The organism is Streptococcus sp. 27098_8_99 (assembly GCF_041431935.1).
In the GTDB taxonomy this organism is placed as follows: Bacteria; Bacillota; Bacilli; order Lactobacillales; family Streptococcaceae; genus Streptococcus; species Streptococcus parasanguinis_D.
This window is the reverse complement of the sequence record NZ_JAPVYQ010000005.1, coordinates 46,485-66,522: the sequence shown is the minus strand read 5'-3', so window position 1 is coordinate 66,522 and position 20,038 is coordinate 46,485. Positions and strand designations below refer to the sequence as shown.

At 45.6% G+C, this 20,038-nt stretch carries 20 protein-coding genes; 2 read left to right on the top strand and 18 right to left on the bottom strand.

Translation table 11 applies throughout. From position 1 onward, the window contains the following. The first annotated feature begins 326 nt into the window (after window positions 1-326). Entirely contained in the window at window positions 327-1,496 is a 1,170-nt protein-coding gene (locus O3605_RS04170; RefSeq protein WP_049475242.1) for a CynX/NimT family MFS transporter, read from the top strand. Between the two features lie 85 nt (window positions 1,497-1,581). Here O3605_RS04170 and O3605_RS04165 read toward each other — a convergent pair whose 3' ends face one another. From O3605_RS04165 to O3605_RS04115, 11 genes are all read right to left on the bottom strand, one after another. Then, window positions 1,582-2,703: a LysM peptidoglycan-binding domain-containing protein gene (locus O3605_RS04165; protein ID WP_049475241.1), complete on the bottom strand. Its 1,122-nt coding sequence runs from the start codon at window positions 2,701-2,703 to the stop codon at window positions 1,582-1,584. A 460-nt stretch (window positions 2,704-3,163) separates the two neighbouring features. Further along, entirely contained in the window at window positions 3,164-3,787 is a 624-nt protein-coding gene (locus O3605_RS04160; protein ID WP_049475240.1) for a V-type ATP synthase subunit D, read from the bottom strand. 3 nt (window positions 3,788-3,790) lie between these two features. Continuing rightward, window positions 3,791-5,176, bottom strand: a complete 1,386-nt coding sequence (locus tag O3605_RS04155; protein ID WP_003002370.1) for a V-type ATP synthase subunit B — start codon at window positions 5,174-5,176, stop codon at window positions 3,791-3,793. Further along, on the bottom strand, window positions 5,163-6,953 hold the full coding sequence (locus O3605_RS04150) for a V-type ATP synthase subunit A (RefSeq protein WP_156671609.1): 1,791 nt from the start codon (window positions 6,951-6,953) through the stop codon (window positions 5,163-5,165). The genes O3605_RS04155 and O3605_RS04150 overlap by 14 nt, the downstream gene beginning before the upstream one ends. 33 nt (window positions 6,954-6,986) lie before the next feature. Beyond that, window positions 6,987-7,691: a GNAT family N-acetyltransferase gene (locus O3605_RS04145; protein ID WP_070506098.1), complete on the bottom strand. Its 705-nt coding sequence runs from the start codon at window positions 7,689-7,691 to the stop codon at window positions 6,987-6,989. Continuing rightward, a complete protein-coding gene (locus tag O3605_RS04140; protein ID WP_003009443.1) occupies window positions 7,688-8,008 on the bottom strand; it encodes a V-type ATP synthase subunit F in 321 nt (106 codons plus the stop codon). The genes O3605_RS04145 and O3605_RS04140 overlap by 4 nt, the downstream gene beginning before the upstream one ends. Next, window positions 7,989-9,008 (bottom strand): V-type ATPase subunit, encoded by a 1,020-nt coding sequence (locus tag O3605_RS04135; protein WP_070506097.1) that lies wholly within the window; start codon window positions 9,006-9,008, stop codon window positions 7,989-7,991. The genes O3605_RS04140 and O3605_RS04135 overlap by 20 nt, the downstream gene beginning before the upstream one ends. 9 nt (window positions 9,009-9,017) lie before the next feature. Then, on the bottom strand, window positions 9,018-9,608 hold the full coding sequence (locus O3605_RS04130) for a V-type ATP synthase subunit E family protein (protein ID WP_070506095.1): 591 nt from the start codon (window positions 9,606-9,608) through the stop codon (window positions 9,018-9,020). A gap of 70 nt (window positions 9,609-9,678) precedes the next feature. Next, entirely contained in the window at window positions 9,679-10,158 is a 480-nt protein-coding gene (locus tag O3605_RS04125) for a V-type ATP synthase subunit K (RefSeq protein ID WP_003009435.1), read from the bottom strand. A 30-nt stretch (window positions 10,159-10,188) separates the two neighbouring features. Beyond that, on the bottom strand, window positions 10,189-12,150 hold the full coding sequence (locus O3605_RS04120; RefSeq protein ID WP_070506094.1) for a V-type ATP synthase subunit I: 1,962 nt from the start codon (window positions 12,148-12,150) through the stop codon (window positions 10,189-10,191). Further along, window positions 12,140-12,463, bottom strand: a complete 324-nt coding sequence (locus O3605_RS04115; RefSeq protein WP_003015405.1) for a hypothetical protein — start codon at window positions 12,461-12,463, stop codon at window positions 12,140-12,142. Before O3605_RS04115 ends, O3605_RS04120 begins: the two co-directional genes overlap by 11 nt. 293 nt (window positions 12,464-12,756) lie before the next feature. Here O3605_RS04115 and O3605_RS04110 point away from each other — a divergent pair, with 293 nt between their 5' ends. Next, on the top strand, window positions 12,757-13,596 hold the full coding sequence (locus O3605_RS04110) for a MurR/RpiR family transcriptional regulator (RefSeq protein WP_371585303.1): 840 nt from the start codon (window positions 12,757-12,759) through the stop codon (window positions 13,594-13,596). Between the two features lie 96 nt (window positions 13,597-13,692). Here O3605_RS04110 and O3605_RS04105 read toward each other — a convergent pair whose 3' ends face one another. From O3605_RS04105 to O3605_RS04075, 7 genes are all read right to left on the bottom strand, one after another. Then, window positions 13,693-14,580, bottom strand: a complete 888-nt coding sequence (locus O3605_RS04105; RefSeq protein ID WP_013904418.1) for an ROK family protein — start codon at window positions 14,578-14,580, stop codon at window positions 13,693-13,695. Between the two features lie 15 nt (window positions 14,581-14,595). After that, the gene (locus O3605_RS04100) at window positions 14,596-15,513 is read right to left on the bottom strand and encodes a dihydrodipicolinate synthase family protein (protein ID WP_371585302.1); all 918 of its coding nucleotides are present in this window, start codon (window positions 15,511-15,513) and stop codon (window positions 14,596-14,598) included. Between the two features lie 31 nt (window positions 15,514-15,544). After that, window positions 15,545-16,192, bottom strand: coding sequence for a DUF624 domain-containing protein (locus tag O3605_RS04095; RefSeq protein WP_003009419.1), 648 nt, complete (start codon window positions 16,190-16,192; stop codon window positions 15,545-15,547). Between the two features lie 21 nt (window positions 16,193-16,213). Then, the gene (locus tag O3605_RS04090) at window positions 16,214-16,666 is read right to left on the bottom strand and encodes a NanQ anomerase/TabA/YiaL family protein (protein ID WP_156671603.1); all 453 of its coding nucleotides are present in this window, start codon (window positions 16,664-16,666) and stop codon (window positions 16,214-16,216) included. 74 nt (window positions 16,667-16,740) lie between these two features. Beyond that, entirely contained in the window at window positions 16,741-17,580 is an 840-nt protein-coding gene (locus O3605_RS04085; protein WP_156671602.1) for a carbohydrate ABC transporter permease, read from the bottom strand. Between the two features lie 15 nt (window positions 17,581-17,595). Continuing rightward, entirely contained in the window at window positions 17,596-18,483 is an 888-nt protein-coding gene (locus O3605_RS04080; protein ID WP_013904414.1) for a carbohydrate ABC transporter permease, read from the bottom strand. A gap of 182 nt (window positions 18,484-18,665) precedes the next feature. Further along, window positions 18,666-19,982: an extracellular solute-binding protein gene (locus O3605_RS04075; RefSeq protein ID WP_013904413.1), complete on the bottom strand. Its 1,317-nt coding sequence runs from the start codon at window positions 19,980-19,982 to the stop codon at window positions 18,666-18,668. Window positions 19,983-20,038 lie beyond the last annotated feature (56 nt).

Genomic DNA, 20,038 nt, shown 5'->3' with positions numbered 1-20,038 from the left:
CGATTCTTTCGGTCAGCGCCTTTTCTTAAGTTTTCTTTAAGCAAACCGCCTTATAATAAAACCATCAAATAAAGACCTCCTAACTTTGTTTGATAGAAAATCCTAAACTTTTTCATAATAATCTCCCTATAAGAGCCACCAAAACCGGTGGCTTTTTCTACGTACCTTAGTGAGTCAAGTCCAATAGAGACGTAGACGAACTTAGGTACATTGACGCAGTTCGAACGACAGTGAGAACTACGGTCCTTCTCCTTCATTTGTACAAATACTCCAATTTATGCTCAATCTATGTTATAATGAAGAGAATTTTTGTCTGAGGAGGATTTATGAAAAAAACACATTCTATGCTATTCATCCCGGGCATCATTATGCTTGGGATTGTTTTACGAACACCATTTACTACGCTTCCGACGGTCTTGTCTGACATCGCTGCTGGTTTGGGGGTAGATGTGAGCTCTCTGGGACTATTGACTAGCTTACCACTTCTCACCTTTGCCATTTTCTCACCTTTTGCGATTCAATTTGCTAAAAAGTTGGGGATTGAGCGCCTCTTTTTCCTAGTTTTGATCGCGATTACGATCGGATCTGCTATTCGGATTATCAACCTCCCCTTCCTCTATCTGGGAACCATCTTGATTGGAGCTGGCATCGCCTTTCTCAATGTGCTCCTTCCAAGCCTCATTCAGGCGAACAGACCCCGCCAACTAGGCATTCTGACCACTTTGTACATCACTTCTATGGGGATGTCCACAGCGATCGCCTCTTCTGTCGCTGTTCCGATCACCAAAGCCACTTCTTGGCAAGGTTTGGTCAACATCTTGACAGCCTTGTGTGCTCTTGCTTTGGTTATCTGGATTCCTAACCTTCGCTACAACCACCGACTCAAAAAGGCTGCTACTACGGAATCTAGTAGCAAGTGGTATACCAATAAATATGTCTGGGCTATCATGATTTTCGGAGGCTTGCAGTCACTACTTTTCTATACAAGTATGACTTGGCTTCCGACCATGGCTGTTCAAGCTGGCCTTTCAAAGGTTGAATCTGGACTACTGGCCTCCGTGTTTACCCTGATCAGTCTCCCATTCTCCTTGACGATCCCAAGTTTAACGACACGGTTATCCGATCGCAATCGACGCTTGATGCTTGCCATTGTTGTCGGAGCAGGGATTCTGGGGGTAGCCATGCTCTTAATCCCGACCAGCAACTTCTTCTACTGGTTGGTATTAAATGCCCTAATTGGAAGTTCCGTTAGTTCGCTCTTCCCTTACCTCATGGTCGCTTTCTCTATGAAATCCAGCACACCTGAAAAAACAGCTCAACTTTCTGGACTTGCCCAAACCGGAGGCTACGTCTTTGCAGCCTTTGGTCCCATTCTCTTCGGCTACAGCAAATCTCTCTTCCACTCTTGGACACCAGCTATCCTCATGCTACTGGTCTTAACCATTATCATGGCGATTGCCCTTTATCAGGTGGAAAAAGTCGATCATATTTTATAACCATTGTCCGGCTGGAAGATTCGTCTTCCGGCTTTTTTTGTGCACACAAAAAAGAACTAGGCTCTAGGCCTAGTTCAATGTTTTATTATCCGTTAAATGAGATATGCACGTGGTCATAGTGGTTTGCTGTATCTCCACCACGGTCCGGCATTTGGTTCCAAGTGTTAGCTGGTCCGTAAATGTTGTCTACTGGCATGTAGAATTGTTGTTTCCAGATAACATATGAGATACCTGCACGGTCCATGTTGTCAATAGCATATTGGGCAACTTGATCCCCGAGTTGTGAACTGGTTGGTACCATTACGTCCACTGCAAGTCCTTTACCATGATCGTCTGGATCCCCTTCACGGTAACCACCAATGTTTGTGATACCAAATTTTGCAGCGATTTCTTGACGGAAAGCTTCCGCTTGAGGTTGAAGGTGTGGATCATTTGGAATCGTATTTCCGCTCGTTGAGGTTTCTGCTACTGGTTGCACTTCTGGTGCTGCGACAGTTTCTGCTGCTGCAGGTTGTGCTGCCGGAGCTTCGTCTGCAGGAGCTGGTGTTTCAGCAGGAGCTTCTGGTTGAGTTGCTGGAGCTTCAGGAGCAGAAGCTGGGGCTGTTTCTGGGTTTTGAGTTGCAACATTGGTAGCTGGAGCACCGTAGCTTGGTGTTTCTGGAACAGCTGGTTGTGCTGGTGTTTCTGCTACTGGTACTTCAACTACAGGAGCTTCTTGAGTTTCCGCTGCTGGAGCAACTGGAACAGCTTTGTTATCTTCGTTAACTGGTTTTGACAAATCGTTGACAGCGACTGTTTGGTCATCAACTGTCACTTGGTTTGTTGTCAAGTCAGCACTTGCAACGGTTGCATCTGTCGCACCTGCTTGAGGAGTTTGGATTTCAACTGAAGTTACTTCTTTTTGATCATTTACTGTTGTTTTCAAAACAGTACCTGGGTAGATCAAATCCATGTTGCTGATGTTGTTCAAGTTTGCCAACACATGAACATCGATTCCAAGCGCTTCTGCGATCGAACTCAATGTATCACCATATTTGATGGTATAAGTTTGTTGGTTTTCACCGCTTTGTTGGATATCATGTTTGATTTCATCTACTGAGCGAGCTACCCAATCTTCAAGTGTTTCTGCAGTGGCTTTTGTAAATGGAATCACTGCAAGAGCTACTGTTGAAGCGATCAAGGCTTTCGTATTAACTTTTAATTTCATCTTTTATCCTCTTTTTTCTTTGTTTTTTTGCTCAAGATTTTCTTGAACAAATGAACTACTATACTATCTTATCACAATTTATAAATAATAAAAGGCCTTTTTGGCTATTTAACAAAACTGTATTTTTCTTGTAACATTTCGTCTTTCTTGTCACATTGTTACAAACTAGTAACATAAAAAAAGGGTGGCGGAAGAAGAGTTCCAGGGTGCAAAAAACCTCATCAAGGAGCCGTTCCTCGATGAGGTTCTTATCTTTTTTAAGTCATTAAGGCTGGGTGAAAAACGCAAACTGTAATAGTACTAACTTCAAAGGCACAGTAGCTGATTGGATTTTTCTCTTGCTTTAAGAGCTCGGAAAAATCCTAATCAGCCTTGTGGGGGCAGGACAACGAAGCATTCTATACAACAGTGCTTCTGTCCTGCTCCCTATTTTCACTTTGCATTTTACGGGCTTTGTATCTTATTTGACCTTCATGATTCTGACGAGGTTGGCGCGTTCGGCTTCTTCGAGTTTCATTTCGATATAGTAGATGGTCTCTTTGAGGTCTGGGATAGTCGCATACTCGAGTCCGTTCACTCGACGGCGGGTTTTCTCGATTTCATCTGCCATAAGTTGGCAGCTTTTTTCGATTTCTGCTAACTTGAGCAAATCAGGGAGTAGATCCCCCATTTCTTGGATCGTGCTGTCCATTTGACTGTTGGAGTCGAGGTAGCTATAAACTACGTCTCCTTCATCATCTCCGTATGGATTTTCGATACGGGCATGGAGCTTGGGCACGCGCACACTCATGACATTTTCTTCCTCGATATGGAGCATCACTTCTCGAGTGGGAACGGCGAAGATTTCTTCTACCATGAGGTCGCTCTCTAAGGACTTGGCCATCACGAAATCTTGCATATTGCCTACCAGCGCTGCCTCCACCTTTTGACGCAGACGATTATTCTCACGCACAGCTTCAATAAAGCGGCGCATGAGTTCATCCCGCTTATCCTTGAGCAACTTGTGCCCCCGGGTTGCTGTCTTGAGGCGCTCTTTGAGAATATTAAGCTCCATCCGAGTTGGTTTTACATTTAATCGTGCCATAGGCTAATCCTCTTTGTTTGGCAGATACTTGTCAATCATCTCATCCTTGATCCGTTTAAGCTCTGTTCTTGGAAGGATGGATAAGAGTTCCCAACCGAGATCCAAACTTTCCTCAATCGTCCGATTGGTGGTAAAACCTTGATTGATGTATTCTTGCTCAAAGCGGTCCGTAAATTTAACATAGAGCTTGTCGGTATCGGACAAGGCGGATTCCCCCAGCACTACAGCCAATTCTTTGGCTTGTTTTCCTTGGGCGTAGGCCGCAAAGAGCTGGTTCATGGTCGCCGCATGGTCTTCCCGAGTCTTGCCTTCACCAGAACCCTTGTCCTTCAAACGGGAAAGGGATGGAAGAACATTGATCGGTGGGCGGTAACCACTATTGTAGAGATCACGGGACAGAATAATCTGACCTTCGGTGATGTAGCCTGTCAAGTCAGGGATGGGGTGGGTGATGTCATCTTCTGGCATGGAGAGGATCGGAATTTGGGTCACAGATCCTTTCTTTCCAACCAAGCGTCCTGCACGTTCGTAGAGGGTTGAGAGGTTAGTATAGAGGTAACCTGGATAGCCCCGACGACCTGGAACTTCCCGGCGGGCAGCAGATACTTCCCGAAGGGCTTCACAGTAGTTGGTCATATCCGTCATGATAACCAAGACGTGCATGTCTTTTTCATAGGCCAAATATTCGGCAGCGGTCAAGGCGATCCGAGGAGTGGCAATCCGTTCGATAGCTGGGTCATTAGCTAGGTTGATGAAGAGGACAGAGCGGTCAATCGCACCGGTTTCCCGAAGGTCGTTCATAAAGAACTCGGCTTCTTCAAAGGTAATCCCCATAGCCGCAAAGACCACGGCGAAGTTTTCTTCCGAATTAAGAACCGTCGCTTGACGAGCAATCTGAGCCGCCAACTCCTTGTGAGGAAGACCAGAACCTGAGAATACTGGGAGTTTTTGGCCCCGAACCAAGGTATTCAAATGGTCAATGGCTGAGATTCCTGTCTGGATAAATTCATCCGGATAGTCCCGCGAAACAGGGTTAATAGCTTGTCCATCAATGTCCAAGTACTTCTCTGGGATAATCTCTGGACCGCCATCGATGGGTTTCCCCATCCCGTTAAAGATGCGTCCGACCATGTCTTCAGACACAGGAAGTTCTAGGGGACGTCCGGTAAAGCGGACCTTGGCTTTTTCCAAGTTGATCCCGCTAGATCCTTCAAAGAGCTGGACCATGGCCTTATCTTCTTGGACTTCGAGGACTTGTCCCTGACGGGTCGTTCCATCATGAAGCTTGATTTCTACTAGTTCATTGTAGTGAACCCCTTCGACCTGATCGACAATCATCAAGGGGCCAACAACTTCGCTGACAGTACGGTATTCTTTAATCACGCTCATTGTCTACTCCTCCTTTTGCGACGATTTGGTGTAGGGTTTCTACGATTTCTTCTTTCAAAGCTTGAATGGTTGCCAACTGGTCCTCATGGATGAACTTGCTCCGGGCAATGCGGTCTCGAAGAGCCACGGTTCCTTCCATGATTTCTGTGAAGTAAGCCCCTAATTCCAACGCTTTTTGACTTTCTTGGTCAAAGGTTAAAATGTTGGTCAACAAGGCCACCTGCTTGCTGAAAGAGGTATAGGTATCGACCTCATCAAAGGCGTTTTGTTGCAGGTAGTCTTCACGGATCATCTTAGCCGCATTCATGGTCAAGCGGTCTTTTTCAGACAAGGAATCTAGACCAACCAAGCGGACGATTTCTTGCAATTCACTTTCTTTTTGAAGCAAATTCATAGCGCGGGTCACTTTTTCAGACCAACTGATTTGTTCATGTAGATCGATATAGCGACCGACTTCATCTTGGTAAAGCGAATAAGAACTCAACCAGTTGATGGCTGGGAAGTGGCGGCGTTGCGCCAACTGAGCATCTAAGCCCCAGAAGACCTTAACAATCCGCAAGGTATTTTGCGTTACCGGTTCTGAAATATCTCCACCCGGAGGGGAAACGGCACCGATAGCGGTAATCGAACCTTCACGCGCAGTGGTTCCGAGTGTCTTGACCCGACCTGCACGCTCGTAATATTCGGCGATCCGGCTACCAAGGTAGGCTGGGTAGCCTTCATCCCCTGGCATTTCTTCTAGACGACCAGACATTTCACGGAGGGCTTCAGCCCAGCGCGATGTCGAATCAGCCATGATGGCAACGGAATAGCCCATATCACGGAAGTATTCGGCAATAGTGATCCCTGTGTAGATAGAAGCTTCCCGCGCTGCTACTGGCATGTTCGAAGTATTGGCGATCAGAACAGTCCGTTGCATGATGGATTGGCCAGTTGTTGGATCGATCAATTCTGGAAATTCATTCAGAACGTCCGTCATTTCATTTCCACGTTCCCCACAACCGACATAAATCACGATGTCTACATTGGCAAACTTGGCCACCTGGTGTTGCACAACGGTTTTTCCAGCTCCGAAAGGACCAGGAACAGCTGCAGCTCCACCTTTCGTAACAGGGAAGAAGGTATCGATGACCCGTTGACCTGTGACCAAAGGCTCTACCGGAATCAGTTTTTGTGCAAAGGGACGGCCTCGACGAACTGGCCATTTTTGCATCAAGGTTCCGCTAAAGAGACTGCCATCTGCCTGCTCGATCTCATAAACCGGCTCTTCTACTGTGTAAGAACCTGCTGCGATCTTGGTCACACGTCCACTGACTCCAAATGGCACCATGATGCGGTGTTCCACCATATTGGTCTCCTGAACGGTACCGACGATGTCTCCTGCGACTACCTCAGTTCCTTCTGTTACACTTGGTTCGAAGGCCCATTTGGTGTCCCGATCGAGATTAGGAACTTGCACCCCACGAACGAGGAAGTCACTGGCGGTGACTTCTTGGAAACGTTCCAAGGGGCGTTGGATCCCATCAAACATCTGAGAGATCAAGCCTGGTCCCAATTCAACAGAAAGGGGGGCTCCGGTTGTTACCACTGGTTCTCCTGGACCAACTCCAGACGTTTCTTCGTATACTTGGATAGAGGCTTCGTCACGCCGCATCTCAATAATTTCGCCAATCAAACCAAGATCGCCGACCCGGCAAATGTCTTGGATATTGGCCTCCTGCATCCCTGATGCGACCACCAAGGGACCGGAAACTTTGATAATTTTTCCTTGAGTCATGTATTCCTCCTGGGAATCCTTTGTTTCTTTGTTTTACTTTTGTGCTATCTCTCTTAGAGCTTGCTTTTGTTGGCCATTGGCATCGAAATTGCTTGGATCCAACCAGGCTTCGAAGCGCTCTTTGATTGCTGGCCATTCTTGGTCAATGATAGACAACCAGTCTGTATCGCGGGTACGACCTTTATAAACAACAGCCTGACGGAAACAGCCTTCATAGGTGAACCCTAAGCGCTCAGCTGCTTTGCGAGATGCTTGGTTTAAGGCATCGCATTTCCACTCATAGCGGCGGTAGCCTAAATCTTCAAACACGTAGCGCGCTAATAGATACTGGGCTTCCGTAGCCATGCGTGTCTTTTGGAGCGCTGGTGAGTAGGTCACTGCTCCGACTTCGATCACCCGGTTGGCTTGATCGATCCGCATGAGAGAGAAAGTCCCCAAAGCCTTGCCTGAATCTTTGTCTACAATCGCATAGTAAAAGCGACCTTGGGCTGTCATAAGATCATCTAATAAGTGGTCCCACTCCTCTTCATTGCGGGCAGGGCCTTTGAACAGAAAGGTCCACATCGCTGCTGGAGAGTCCGGCCCGTAGACCTGATAAAGATCTGCTCCATGTTTTTCTTTTGAGAGGCGCTCGATCACAGTATAGCGACCTTCGATCCGCTCAATAGCTGGCAGACGCCCCGGTGTAAAATCCGGCAGTGCATCGCCAATCGCTTGGCCAAATTCATTTGTTCTCATAAAATATCCTGTCCTACTGCTTTTTCGACATTATCACGAATCCGCTGTTGGCCCAGTCCCGTAGTTCCTCTATGGGTCGGGATAAGGATCAGAGCCGGAGTCAGCTGCTGGTCGTAAAAAGCCACTGTATCTGGAATGGCCTGAGCAATATCCTCTGTCAGGTAGATAATCCCGAAGTTTTCCCGACTGAGTTTTCGCAAGGTATTGATCGCTTCTTGTGGCTCTGTGACCGGATAGGTTTGAAAGCCAATCAGGCGAAAAGGAAGGATGGCGTCCCGATTGCCCACAACGGCGATCTTATAGGTCTGTTTGTCCATAAATCGGTCTCATCCTTTCTTTGATGTCTGCTAGCGGAAAACCATTGTCCAAACCAGAGAGGACCAAACGAAGGTTGGTCACCTCTAACTCTTTTCCGTAAAGATAACGAACAAGAGGGAGGGGTCCATCAACTTCGAAACGGCCAGCGTCTAGAAGACTGAATTTCACCAAACTCTCTAAATACTCCAACTCTACGGTCTTTAGTTGACCGGTGCGCATCTTTTCTTCATAAGTCTCTAAAGCGAGATCGTACTCTAGCGGATTGACTTGATAAAACCAGGTCAACCACTGACCGGATTCTAGCAGGTCGATCACCTGATGGGCACTGAGGCTCCCTTCATCTGAGAGCAATTGGTGCATAAAGCTATGCGGTTTTTGCTGATCCAAGGCCCGCTTGACCGTAATCGCATTGTAAAAGTCAATGGTCACGTCCACCAACTGCTTCAGAATCGGATGATCTAGGCTGTCCCCTAAGTATCTCAGGTGTTTAAAATAAGCTAAGTCCATCCCAATTTCGAGGACTCGCAAGTCCTGATAGTCTTGGAATTCTTGCCAGGTTGCAGCCACTTCTTCCGCCATAAAGGCCGGACAATGCTCCGCAGAAAAGGTCGCCACCAAATGCTCGAGCACATCGAGAGAATAAGGACCGATAGGGATCAATAAGTGCCCCAACTTGCGCTCTGTCGCCTTGTGTTTTAGATAAACCTTGAGATTATGATAGGTGTACTTCAAAGTAAAAAGGCTAACCAGGTCTGACTGAGGGCTTACCTCAAAAGCCCATTGGTATTCTGCCAACAAGGCTGCCATCAGACGGGCTTCAAGGGCTGCTAAATCCTTGATCTCTTTGCTATCTAGAGCATAAGGCGTCCCTTGTAGCAAGCCTTCTCGACTCTCGCTGGAGGGACTTGCAAGCAACTGCTCGAACTGACTGGGACTGACAAAACTAGCCTCACGTACGCTGATTCCTGTATTGACTTGAGAATAGGTCCGTTCGCTCATTGCAACCTCCTAGTTCTCTTCATTTGTGAAAATGCTGGCTGCCATCTGGTAGCTTTCTTGCTCCCAAATGGAATCCACCAAATCACGGTAGAGATAGTTGTCATCAATCTTCCCAACCGACAAGACAAAACCTGCTTGAGCTGAGATCGTTGCATCTGCAACTGTCACATTCTGATGCGTCTGCTTCAATCTCTCGAGAGCTGCTGAATCAAATTTAGCAGCGCTCACCGCACCGAAGGTCAGGGTCACAACTTGTCCCTGATAGCGATCTAAGACCGCATCTACAAACTGCATTTCCTTTTCAAGGGGCCAAGCCACCATTGCTTCATAAGCATCCGCAAAGAGATCCTTTAAGACTCGTTGCTTGGTGACAAGGGTTGATTGGCGTTTTTTATTTTCGATTTGTTGGGTTTCACGTTGCAATTGACGTTGAATCCGCTTGAGCTGCTCGGAGCGTTGATTGAGTTTATCTTGGATCAAACGCTCTTCTTGCGCAGTCTCTTCTTTTAGGATGGTTTCCTTGGCCTCTTCTAAGAGTTTACGCCCTTTTTCGTGGGCTTGGGCCAAGATCGAATCCTTTAATTGGGTTTGTTCATCCATATCGTTTTTTCTCCTATTGCATGCGTCTTGTGTTTTTCGCCTCGTAAGGCGAATCCATCAAAGCTAGGTCTTAGCCGACGCGTAGGGTCAATAGGAAGGACACAACGAAGGCCAAGATGGCGTAGGTTTCAACCATGGCCGCAAGGATAACCCCTTTCATCATGTCTTCAGGGCGTTTGGCCAAGATTTGCATCCCTGCTGTCGCAACATTTCCTTGGTGTTTGGCTGAGAAATAACCAACGATCGCAACTGGAAGAGCTGTAAAGAAGTAAGCGACCCCTGTTTCAAGTGGCATATCTGGCTTAATTTGCAACCAGATCAAGATCCCGATAACGAAACCGTACAAACCTTGTGTACCTGGCAACAATTGCAAAATCAAGGCTTGGGCAAATTTTTCAGGTTGTTCTTTCAAGAGCGCTGCTGCTGCTTGACCCGTTTTACCAACCCCAAGGGCAGATCCCATTCCACTAAGTGCAACGGCGATCGCCACACCAAATGCTGCAAAGAAGGCGCCCCCATGGGCTGAAAAATATGATGCTAAAGATTCCATGAATATACTCCTATTTATTAAAGATAATACTTATTTTTTTGTTTTAATATAGCGTTCAGAAGGTTTGAGAGGACGAAATGGCTTGCCTCCTCCTTCGTAGAACTTACCAAAGAACTCCACAAAGATCAAACGGGCTCCATGCACATATCCTGACAAGAAGGACAGGAACATATTAATGGCATGTAGGACGATAAAGAGCACAAGCCCTACCGTAAACCGTCCAAGCGGTGGAAAGAGATTGACAATGAGGTTAAAAGCTGAACCGATACTGGCTCCAGATAAGCCCAAGGCCATCAAACGAGTGAAGCTGACCAAGTCTCCGACATAGCCACTAACATTGTAGAGGTTAAAGAGACCAGAGGCTAGACCGGATAGCTTCTTGGCACTGACAATGGAAACAATCAATATCCCAATGGCATTCAAAATAGCTAACCACTTGCCAACCGGAACTAAAATGCTCATTCCTGGCAAGATATTGCCTACTGCTAGAAGCATTAAACCAAGTAGGATCAAGACCCAAGCAAAGCCAGCATTATAGGCTTCCGTGTAGTCTTTGAGGCGAATATTTTTCATCCCCCCTAGGAACAGTCCAACTAAGACAGTGACAAAACCAAAGACCACTGAGAGGATCAGGATGGTCATGGCGTTACTGGTCGTACTGATCAGGGCAAAAGGCATCTCAAATCCAAAGAAAGAGCCATAGACCACACCCCAAAGGGCAACTGAAACCCCGAGGAGACTGAAGAAACGAAGGTTCTTGGCTGTAGCAGGCTTGAGCTTGAAGGCTTTAAGGGCAAAGCCTGTCGCTACCGTTAGCAACAGTCCATAACCGATATCTGCGACCATCATGCCAAAGAAAACAAAGTAGAAGAGAGAAACGATTGGTGTCGGATCTTTCTCGTAATACTTAGGCAGGGCGTACATCTCTGTGACTAATTCAAAGGGCTCTACCAAGGCATTATTTCGCAACTGGATCGGAACGTCATCCCAATCTTTTTCCGTCACATCGCGTGTCTCTAGTAAGACCCGAGAACCAAAACCTTCTTGCAAGAAGTCTCGCAATGAGGCCACTTGGGAGGTTTCAATCCAACCCTCTAGAGCTACCAAGCTTTGCGTGCTGGCAAGAAGCGACTTGGCTTCCTCACGAGCTCCCGAACTCAGCAAGTAATCCATCTGGTACTTGAGCTGGTCCAGCTCCTTCTGGGAGTTTTGTAACTCGGCTAGGGTTGCTGCAACTACAGCTTCTTGCTCTTTGATTTCCCCTTCTAGGCGATCCAAGTAAGCGGCTGGGACTTGCTCTTCTTCATAGTCCAATTCTTTGAACCCATGGTCTTCCAGAAGCTCCTGAACAGCTACACGGTCTCCCGAACGATACAAGATGACATAGCCGTGTTCAGTCTCAGACGTAAAGACTTCTTCTAACTCCAGCTCTGGATGAGCTTTTAAGGAAGAACGAACAGCGTCTGTATCGCTATTTGGGATGGTCCCGATCAAGCCATGCACATAGTGAAAAGTAGCGAGGGCAGCTGGCGTCACCTCTAACGGTCGCCATTTTTCTAAGCGCTCTATCTCACCCTTTGCATCCGCAATCTTCTGGCGAGCCTTGTCTAACACGCGCAATTGGCGTTTCAACTTGGTCAATAGAAGATCCTCATCTCGAATCATCCCGTGGGCCTGCAAGTCATCAAAAGACAAGCTTAAGGGTTCTTCCTTCAGAGCTTGCAGGGCCTTCTTCTCAGGCATGTAGGGCTCCAGAGTCTGAATCATTTTTTCAACTTGTTCTTGACGTTTTTGCAGCTCTACCAAGGCTTGACGATTGTCCTCTGTCAAGGGTTGAGACAAGGTATTTGCCTCAAAGGCAGCCTGCCATTCTTCATGCTCACTTAGGTCATAAATCTGGATTTTCGCCTCAGACTGCAGCGCTAGTAGGAGACTGTCCAAGTCATCTTTGGGCAAGATGAGGGACAGTTTTTGCATCTGACTAACGGCCATAGCTTGCTACCACCTTTTCTACAATGGCTTCAACTAACCCAGCTCGCTTATCGGTCATCGCCTCTTGTACCTTGGCATCATTGCGCGCAACCGTTTCTTCCAGATCTTTCGTTAAACGGACGAGTCTTTCCTGGGCGTTTTTTTCTGCCTCTGTGACCAATTGCTTGGTTTCCTCATCGTAATGCTGTGCCACTGTTGCAAGGCGATCACGCGAATCCGTTCGGATTTGTTCAACTTGAGCTTCATAACCTACGATCACGCCCTGAGCAGCTTGCTCGATCTCTTGCATCATCTCGAGTGTTGCATTCGACATCGTCACACCTCCTTATTCAACTATTGTTCTTCCAACAACAGTACAATTATCTTAAATTATACCACAATTCATATTGTTTGTTCAGGCCCAACCGGGAATTTTCAGAAAATTTTGGACAGCCAGCAAGCCCCTACTGCCAAGATTGGTAGCGTTCTCTTCTTTTCGCATATCCTGTTCCTAGTTTCAGTATTTCTTGATTTCTTTTACTTGAATAAAGCGGTTACCCATGTTATAATGTGTAATATATTATAGGAGCATCCTGTTATTTCATCTCGTGAGAAAGGAGGATTGCTGTGAAACAAGATCAAGATTTACGCGCCATTATCGCCAGCCATGAAGCTGAGTTAACAGATATGGAACGCGACATTGCCCAATATTTTTTATCATCCGAAGCACGACAGCACTCCCTGTCCTCTTCTCGCGTAACGGAGTTACTCCATGTCTCAAAGGCAGCTTTAACGCGTTTCTCTCAAAAATGTGGCTTCACTGGCTATCGGGAATTTGTCTATCACTTTAACGAAGAAACCAAAAATCAAAAACAGGTGCAAGAGCATGACGAACTCACTCTCAGTGTCTTGCAACGCTACCACCATATCAGTAACGTCACTGAAAGTCTGGTAAAAGATTCCCAATTAGATCAGGTAGCTGAACTAATTGATCAAGTGGACCGAGTCTATTTCTTCGGGATTGGTAGTTCCGGTTTAGTCGCTCGAGAAATGAAATTGCGCTTTATGCGCCTAGGGGTCGTTTGTGAAGCCCTAACCGATCAAGATGGGTTTACATGGACGACCAGTATTCTCGATTCCTCTTGTTTAGTCATCGGTTTCTCATTATCAGGAAGCACAAATTCCATTACAGACAGTCTTTTGGATGCCAAAGAAAAAGGGGCTAAGACGGTTCTTGTGACCGCTAATCCTGCTGCTATCCACCAAGGATTCACAGAAGTGTTACCGGCCGCACCCCTTCCTAGTAGTACCTATATCGATCGAATCTCTGCGATTTTACCACTCCTCATTGTGGTCGATTTGATCTATGCTCATTTCCTTAATAAAAGCCGAGAACAAAAGGAAATTGTCTTTAATAGCTACTGGGAAAACAAAAAGCTTTCTAATCAACGTTCTCGAAAATCTTAATATGGTCTCCCTATTTAAAAAGCATGAAAGATCAGGTTTTCTTCATCTTTCATGCTTTTTTGATGAATCAAAAACAAGTCGCCAGCGCGACTTGTTTTATGTTCCATGTTTTTGTCTAAAGTGGTAGTAAGCCCCCAACATACCCGCTGCGTTTTGATGGTGGGCAAATTCCAAACGGATCTTATCTGCTAGGCTAGGAACGAGTTCCGCACACAGCGTTTGATAGATTTTAGGTTTCAGGATGGCTTCCTGAGCCATAATTCCCCCTCCAAGAACGATGACCTCTGGATTAACCACATAAACGATATTGGCCAGTCCTTTTCCAAGATAGGCCACCATCCGATCAATTCCAGCCATACAGATTTTATCTCCTTCCGTTGCCCGCTTGAAGATCCGACGACCATTCCACTGTTCCACAGGATCACCATGATGTTCTGCCACATACTCGACCAAAGCCGTCGTTGAAGCTAGATCCTGAAAGGCACCGTCTGGCAAATGAAGATAGCCAACCTCACAGGCTGAATTGCTAAAGCCATGAAAGACCTGACCATCGAGCAAGAGGCAACCGCCGATCCCTGTCCCAATTGTCAAGCAAACAGCATTGTTCGATCCTTTTGCATGGCCTGTAGTAACCTCTGCGAGACCGGCACAGTTGACATCATTTTCAATCTCGCAAGGGATCTGAAAGGTCTCTTCGATTTCTTTTTTGAATTGGGTGCCGGCATAGTTGGGAATTTGTGGTCCAGCATAAAAGATTTCTCCCTTATCAGGATCGACCATCCCGGCCGAAGAAATCGCAACCCCTGCCAAGGGATGCTTCTTCAAATAACGGGCTACGATTTCCTTTGTTGTGTTAAGAATGTGAGGTCCTCCTTTTTGGGCCTCCGTTGGCATTTCATGGGTCTCTAGGAGTTGCCCTTTTGCATCAGCTAGACCATACTTGATGCTGGTCCCTCCGATATCAATTACAACATATGGATTCATCTAGACCTCCTTTGATCAAAGGAATCTGGCTTTTGTGTCCTGAATGAGTTGAGCAGCACGTTGAATCACTTCTTGATCCGCTTCTACTACTGGCGTCAAAGGGGAGCGAACAGATCCCAAGTCCAAACCTTCATTGATGCGCAAAACCGCTTTGATGACCGCATACATATTGCCATGAGCAGACGTCAAGACTCCGATAATGTCATTGATGGCAAACTGCAAGGCACGCGCAGTCTCTAAGTCTTTCTCAGCAATCAGCTGATTGAGCTTCAAGAAAAGTTCTGGCATCGCACCATAGGTACCACCGATCCCAGCATGCGCTCCCATGAGACGGCCACCTAAGAATTGTTCATCTGGACCATTAAAGACAATGTGGTCGTCGCCTCCTAAAGAAGCAAAGGTTTGAATGTCCTGAACAGGCATCGAAGAATTCTTGACCCCAATCACCCGTTGGTTTTTCAACATTTCCTTGTAAAGGCTCGGTGTCAAAGCAACCCCTGCCAATTGCGGGATATTATAGATGACAAAGTCTGTATTGGGTGCGGCTGCACTGATTTCATTCCAGTAGTGGGCCACACTGTATTCTGGCAAGCGGAAATAGATCGGCGGAATGGCCGCAATGGCATCCACTCCTAGTTTTTCTGCATGTCGTGCCAATTCCACGCTATCCTTTGTGTTGTTGCAGGCTACGTGAGCAATGATGGTCAATTTCCCTTTAGCTACTGCCATCACTTCTTCCAAGATCAGCTTTCGATCGGCCACGCTCTGGTAAATACATTCGCCAGAGGATCCGTTGACATACAAGCCCTGCACACCTTTCGCGATAAAATATTCTACCAGCGCACGTACCCGCTCCGGGCTAATTTCTCCTTGGTCATCATAGCAGGCGTAAAAAGCGGGGATGACTCCTTCATATTTTTTTAAATCAGACATTTTTTCTCCTTTTGTCATTAATAAATTCATTTTATTCTTGGTACTGGGCGAAAATCTTTTCCATTAATCCAACTTGTGCAAAAGCCAAGCTTGAAAAGCCGAACAGGAAAAAGATCATAAGCCCCAATAGGAAAGCTAAAACTGAGCTTGCAAGAGCCATACATAGAAGCAAGAGAGCACTTCCCATGACGAAGAACCAAGGAAAATGCAAGCCTGTCACAATCATGGCTTTTTGCAAACACTCTTTCCAATCCAATTGGTAGCGGGCCGCAATCGGATAAGCAGCCAATAAGATCAACACAAGAAAGAGAAAGAGGCCTAAACAAATGGTTTTCAAAGCTTGGAAAGCTAGGGAAGTTTGCCCCCAAAATAAGAATAAATCAAAGAGACAAATACCTGCAACAATCAGTTCTAAACTTCCTAGTTGCAAGCCTATTTTCCAATTGTCCCGAAAAGCCTTCGCATAACTACGAATCACCGGAACACGACGCTGGTGCTTAATGGCAAATAAGGTCTGATACAAACTAATTTTCGCAATTCCAATCGTGAGAACTGGTAAACAACTTAGCACAAATAAAAGATTAACGGTTACCAAGTCAAGAACCTTCTCACTGATACGCATCACTACATTGTCCGTGTTAAAAACGGTTTTGATCAATCCTGCCCCCTTAGATGACATAGGCATTCCTTTCTAACGTGATCAATCGATCGCAATTTTAAATAGATATTTTTTCACGATATCTTCTTGCCCTGCATAGCCATTGGGTTGGTGAGGCTCCTCTGGAAAGAAAATCGCAAAATTATGATAGCCTAGATGAAGCGGATAAGACTCCTGACAATGGACAAAACCGATGTCCGATGCTTCATCAAATGCGATAGCCTCACCTGTCACACGAGATCCATAACTCGAAAACTCATGCCCTTCTACTAATAAATGCAAATCGGCATATCTTTTGTGGTGTTCAAAGCGATCGTTTTCTGCTTTGTTGAGGGTATTTTCTTGAACGACGAGAAAGACCTTATCCCCATCAATATCGTATCTCCCCAATTCAAAAGAATCCTTCCGATGCTCATAGAGAAAGTCAATGGCCTGATCCAGATTGGGGTGGATTCCTTTGTAAAAGGTGATGTTTTTTAAATCATCAAATATCATATTCTCATCCTTTCGATACTTCTCAGCCTAGCAAACCGATCTGTACACAACTATCGTTTGTCCAAGCAGACGACTTATCCTTTGACCGCTCCCATGGTAATCCCTTGTGTAAAGGATTTTTGGAACACGAGGAAGACCGTAACGATTGGCACTGCAGCTAGGGCTGCCCCAGCCATGATCAAGCCATAGTTGGTGGCCATTTCAGCCTGCATGGTCGCAACCCCTAGTGAAATAGTCAAGTTTTGACGAGAGGTCAGCATTACCAATTGCATAAAGTAGTCGTTCCAGGTGTTGATAAAGGTAAAGATGGCAAGGGCTGCAAATCCCGGTTTGACAATTGGGAAGGCAACGCTCCAGAAAGTTCGCAACTCTCCACAACCATCGATCTTAGCAGATTCTAAGAGTTCTGTTGGGATGTTTTCACTAAATTGCTTCATCAAGAAGACCCCGAATGGCCATCCAACCAATGGTAGAATAACCGCTGCAAGGGTATCATGGATTCCCATAAAGTTAATAATCCGTACCAATGGAACTAAGACAACTTGTTTCGGAAGGGCCATGGCCGCGATAAAGATAGCAAAGAGAATTCGTTGCCCATAGAAGCGTTTCTTAGCCAAGACATAACCTGCCAAGGAAGAGGTCATACACACCAAAAGCATGGTTGCTAGAGAGATGAAGACACTATTCCACAACCATTGTAGGGCTGGGTTTTGTACCATCAACTGTTGGAAGTTTTCCATGGTTGGTATCTTTGGCCACCATTGAGGTGGGATCATAATGGTATCTGGCTGAGACTTAAAGGCCCCTGTCAAAATCCAATAAAATGGGAAAATGAACAAGACTGTCAAAAGGAGCAAAATGATCGTTGAAATCACTGTAAAGGCAGTGATGGGTTTCTTTTGTGTTGGTTTCATCTGAGGCTCCTTTCTTTAGTATTCTACGTCGTTTCCGAGGATCTTGAATTGCGCAAAACTGATAATGGCAATCATCACCGCAAGGAAGACACCCATGGTGTTGGCATAACCGTATTCAGAGAGTTTAAAGGCTTTTTCATAGAGGTAGTACATAAGGGTACTCGTTGAGTAGTTAGGACCACCAGATGTCAACAATTGGATCAAGGCGAAACATTGGAAAGAGTTAATGGTCGTGATGATCGCAATGTACAAAGTTGTTGGCAACAAGCTTGGCCATTTGATCTTCCAGAAAACTTGCAGTTCTGTCGCACCATCCACACGCGCGGCTTCTACGAGGGAATTATCAATATTTCCCATAGCAGCGATGTAGAGGATGATCGGTTGACCAACTGAAGTGGTCAACAAAATAATGATGATGGCCATCAAAGCCCAATGTTTATCCCCCAACCAAGAAATGTTTTGGTTGATGACATGTCCAGATTTCAACACAAAGTTCAAAATCCCTGATAGTGGATCATAGATCCATTTCCATACAACCGTTACCGCTACACTCCCTGTAACAACTGGAAGGAAGAAGACGAAACGGTAGAAGGAACGTGCAATCGCATTTTGATGGTAGGTCTGAGAGGCCACAAACAAGGAGAACAATACGACGATCGGAACGGATCCGATAACGATGATGACGGTATTGATCAAGGACTTCACAAAGACCTTATCCGCAAACATACGGGAATAATTTTCTAAACCGACAAACTTAAAGGATGTCATAGAATAGTTGAAGAAACTTGTCACAAAGCCCATGATCATGGGTGCTAGGACAAAGACCGTAAAGAAGAGTAAAATGGGTGCTAGGAATGCGTAGGAAACGAGTGTCTCCCTCATTCGGATTTTGTTTACCTTCACAGTAAGGCACCTCCTAGTGTTCTTTTTCTATTTTCTTTTCTAAACATATCTTACGACTTAAGAAAAGAAGATCCAGAAAGAATCAAGACCCCTTCGTTCCATTCCAAAAAGAGAGATACGGATTCGAAGGGGCCTGCAAATTCTCATTTCTATGAAAGACTTAGGTCCGCTTCATAGACTGATTATTTTTTCGTAATGGTTTCGTTTGCTTTTTCAGTAAAGGTCTTCAAAGCTGGTTCTGCTTTTTCATCCCCGTTTGAAACAGATTGCAACATTGGGAACCATAGGGTCCGCATTTCTGCAAAACCGTCGATTGTGTTGTAGTATGGTGAGTAGTATTTTGTCCAAGTGCTGATGGTTTCCATCCGTTTGTCATCGTACAACTTACCAAATGAACTACGAACTGGGAAGGCTCCTGTACGCACAACATCTTTTGGACCCCATTCTTTGTCGTCTGCGATGAACTGTACAAATTTCTTAGCAGCAGCAATTTTCTTTTCATCTTTATTATTGAAGACTGCAAATCCATTGACAAGGTATTCCAATTTTGGCTTGCCTGAGTCAGATGGGAATGGCACTTCTACTACTTCGACCTTACTTGCATCCAACAATTTAGCTTGGATACCGTTTTGTGAAGGCGCCCACAAGATGGTGTAAGAAGTTTGACCATTCGCAAAGTTTTGGATGTCTGCTCCACCATCGAATTGAGAACCATTCATCATCAAGCCATCATTGATCCATTTAGAAGCTTTTTCCAAACCTTTGACAAATTTCGCATCATCGGTTGTATACTTGGTTACTTTTTCATCTGTAACAGAACCGCCGTAAAGGTTAGCAATGAAGGCACGAGTTCCTTGGTCTCCACCTTGACCATTACTGAAGAGTGATCCTGGTGTGTAGCCTTTGTCTTTCAAGGCTTTCAAGACTTTTTCAAAATCGTCTGTTGTCCAGCCTTCTTTGACAAGATCCAACACGCCTGCATCTTTGAGCATTTTCTTATTCATCGCCATGTAGAATGGTGCTGAACTAATTGGATACATGTAAGCTGTGTCGCCTGCCTTGCTGGCTTGAATGATATTTTCATTATTGACATCTTTGACAAAATCTTCGGTAAAGAGATCGTTCAAATCAGCCAATTTTCCATTTTTACCATACTGAATGATCCGTCCAGGCGCATCAAAGAGCACATCTGGAGCAGTTCCTGCTTCAATAGCAGTTGTGATCTTTTCAGGACCTGACTTGAAGTCAATCGTTTCCAAATTCACGTGGATATCTGGATTAGCTTTTTCAAAAGCTGCAATAATTGATTTTTCGTAGGTTCCGACACCATCTTCTGCTTTTTCTTGAGTAAAGACTGGGAATGCCCACCAGGTAATTTCTGTTTTACCAGAATTTCCACCAGAAGATTCTGATTTTGATCCTCCGCCAGAGCCACAAGCTGCGAGTGCTAGAAGAGCTGCACCAGCTACCAACGAGCACAATACTTTTTTCATTTTCATGTGATTTCTCCTCACAATTGCGGTAAGATTACTCTTACAGGGGGTTATCCTCAATG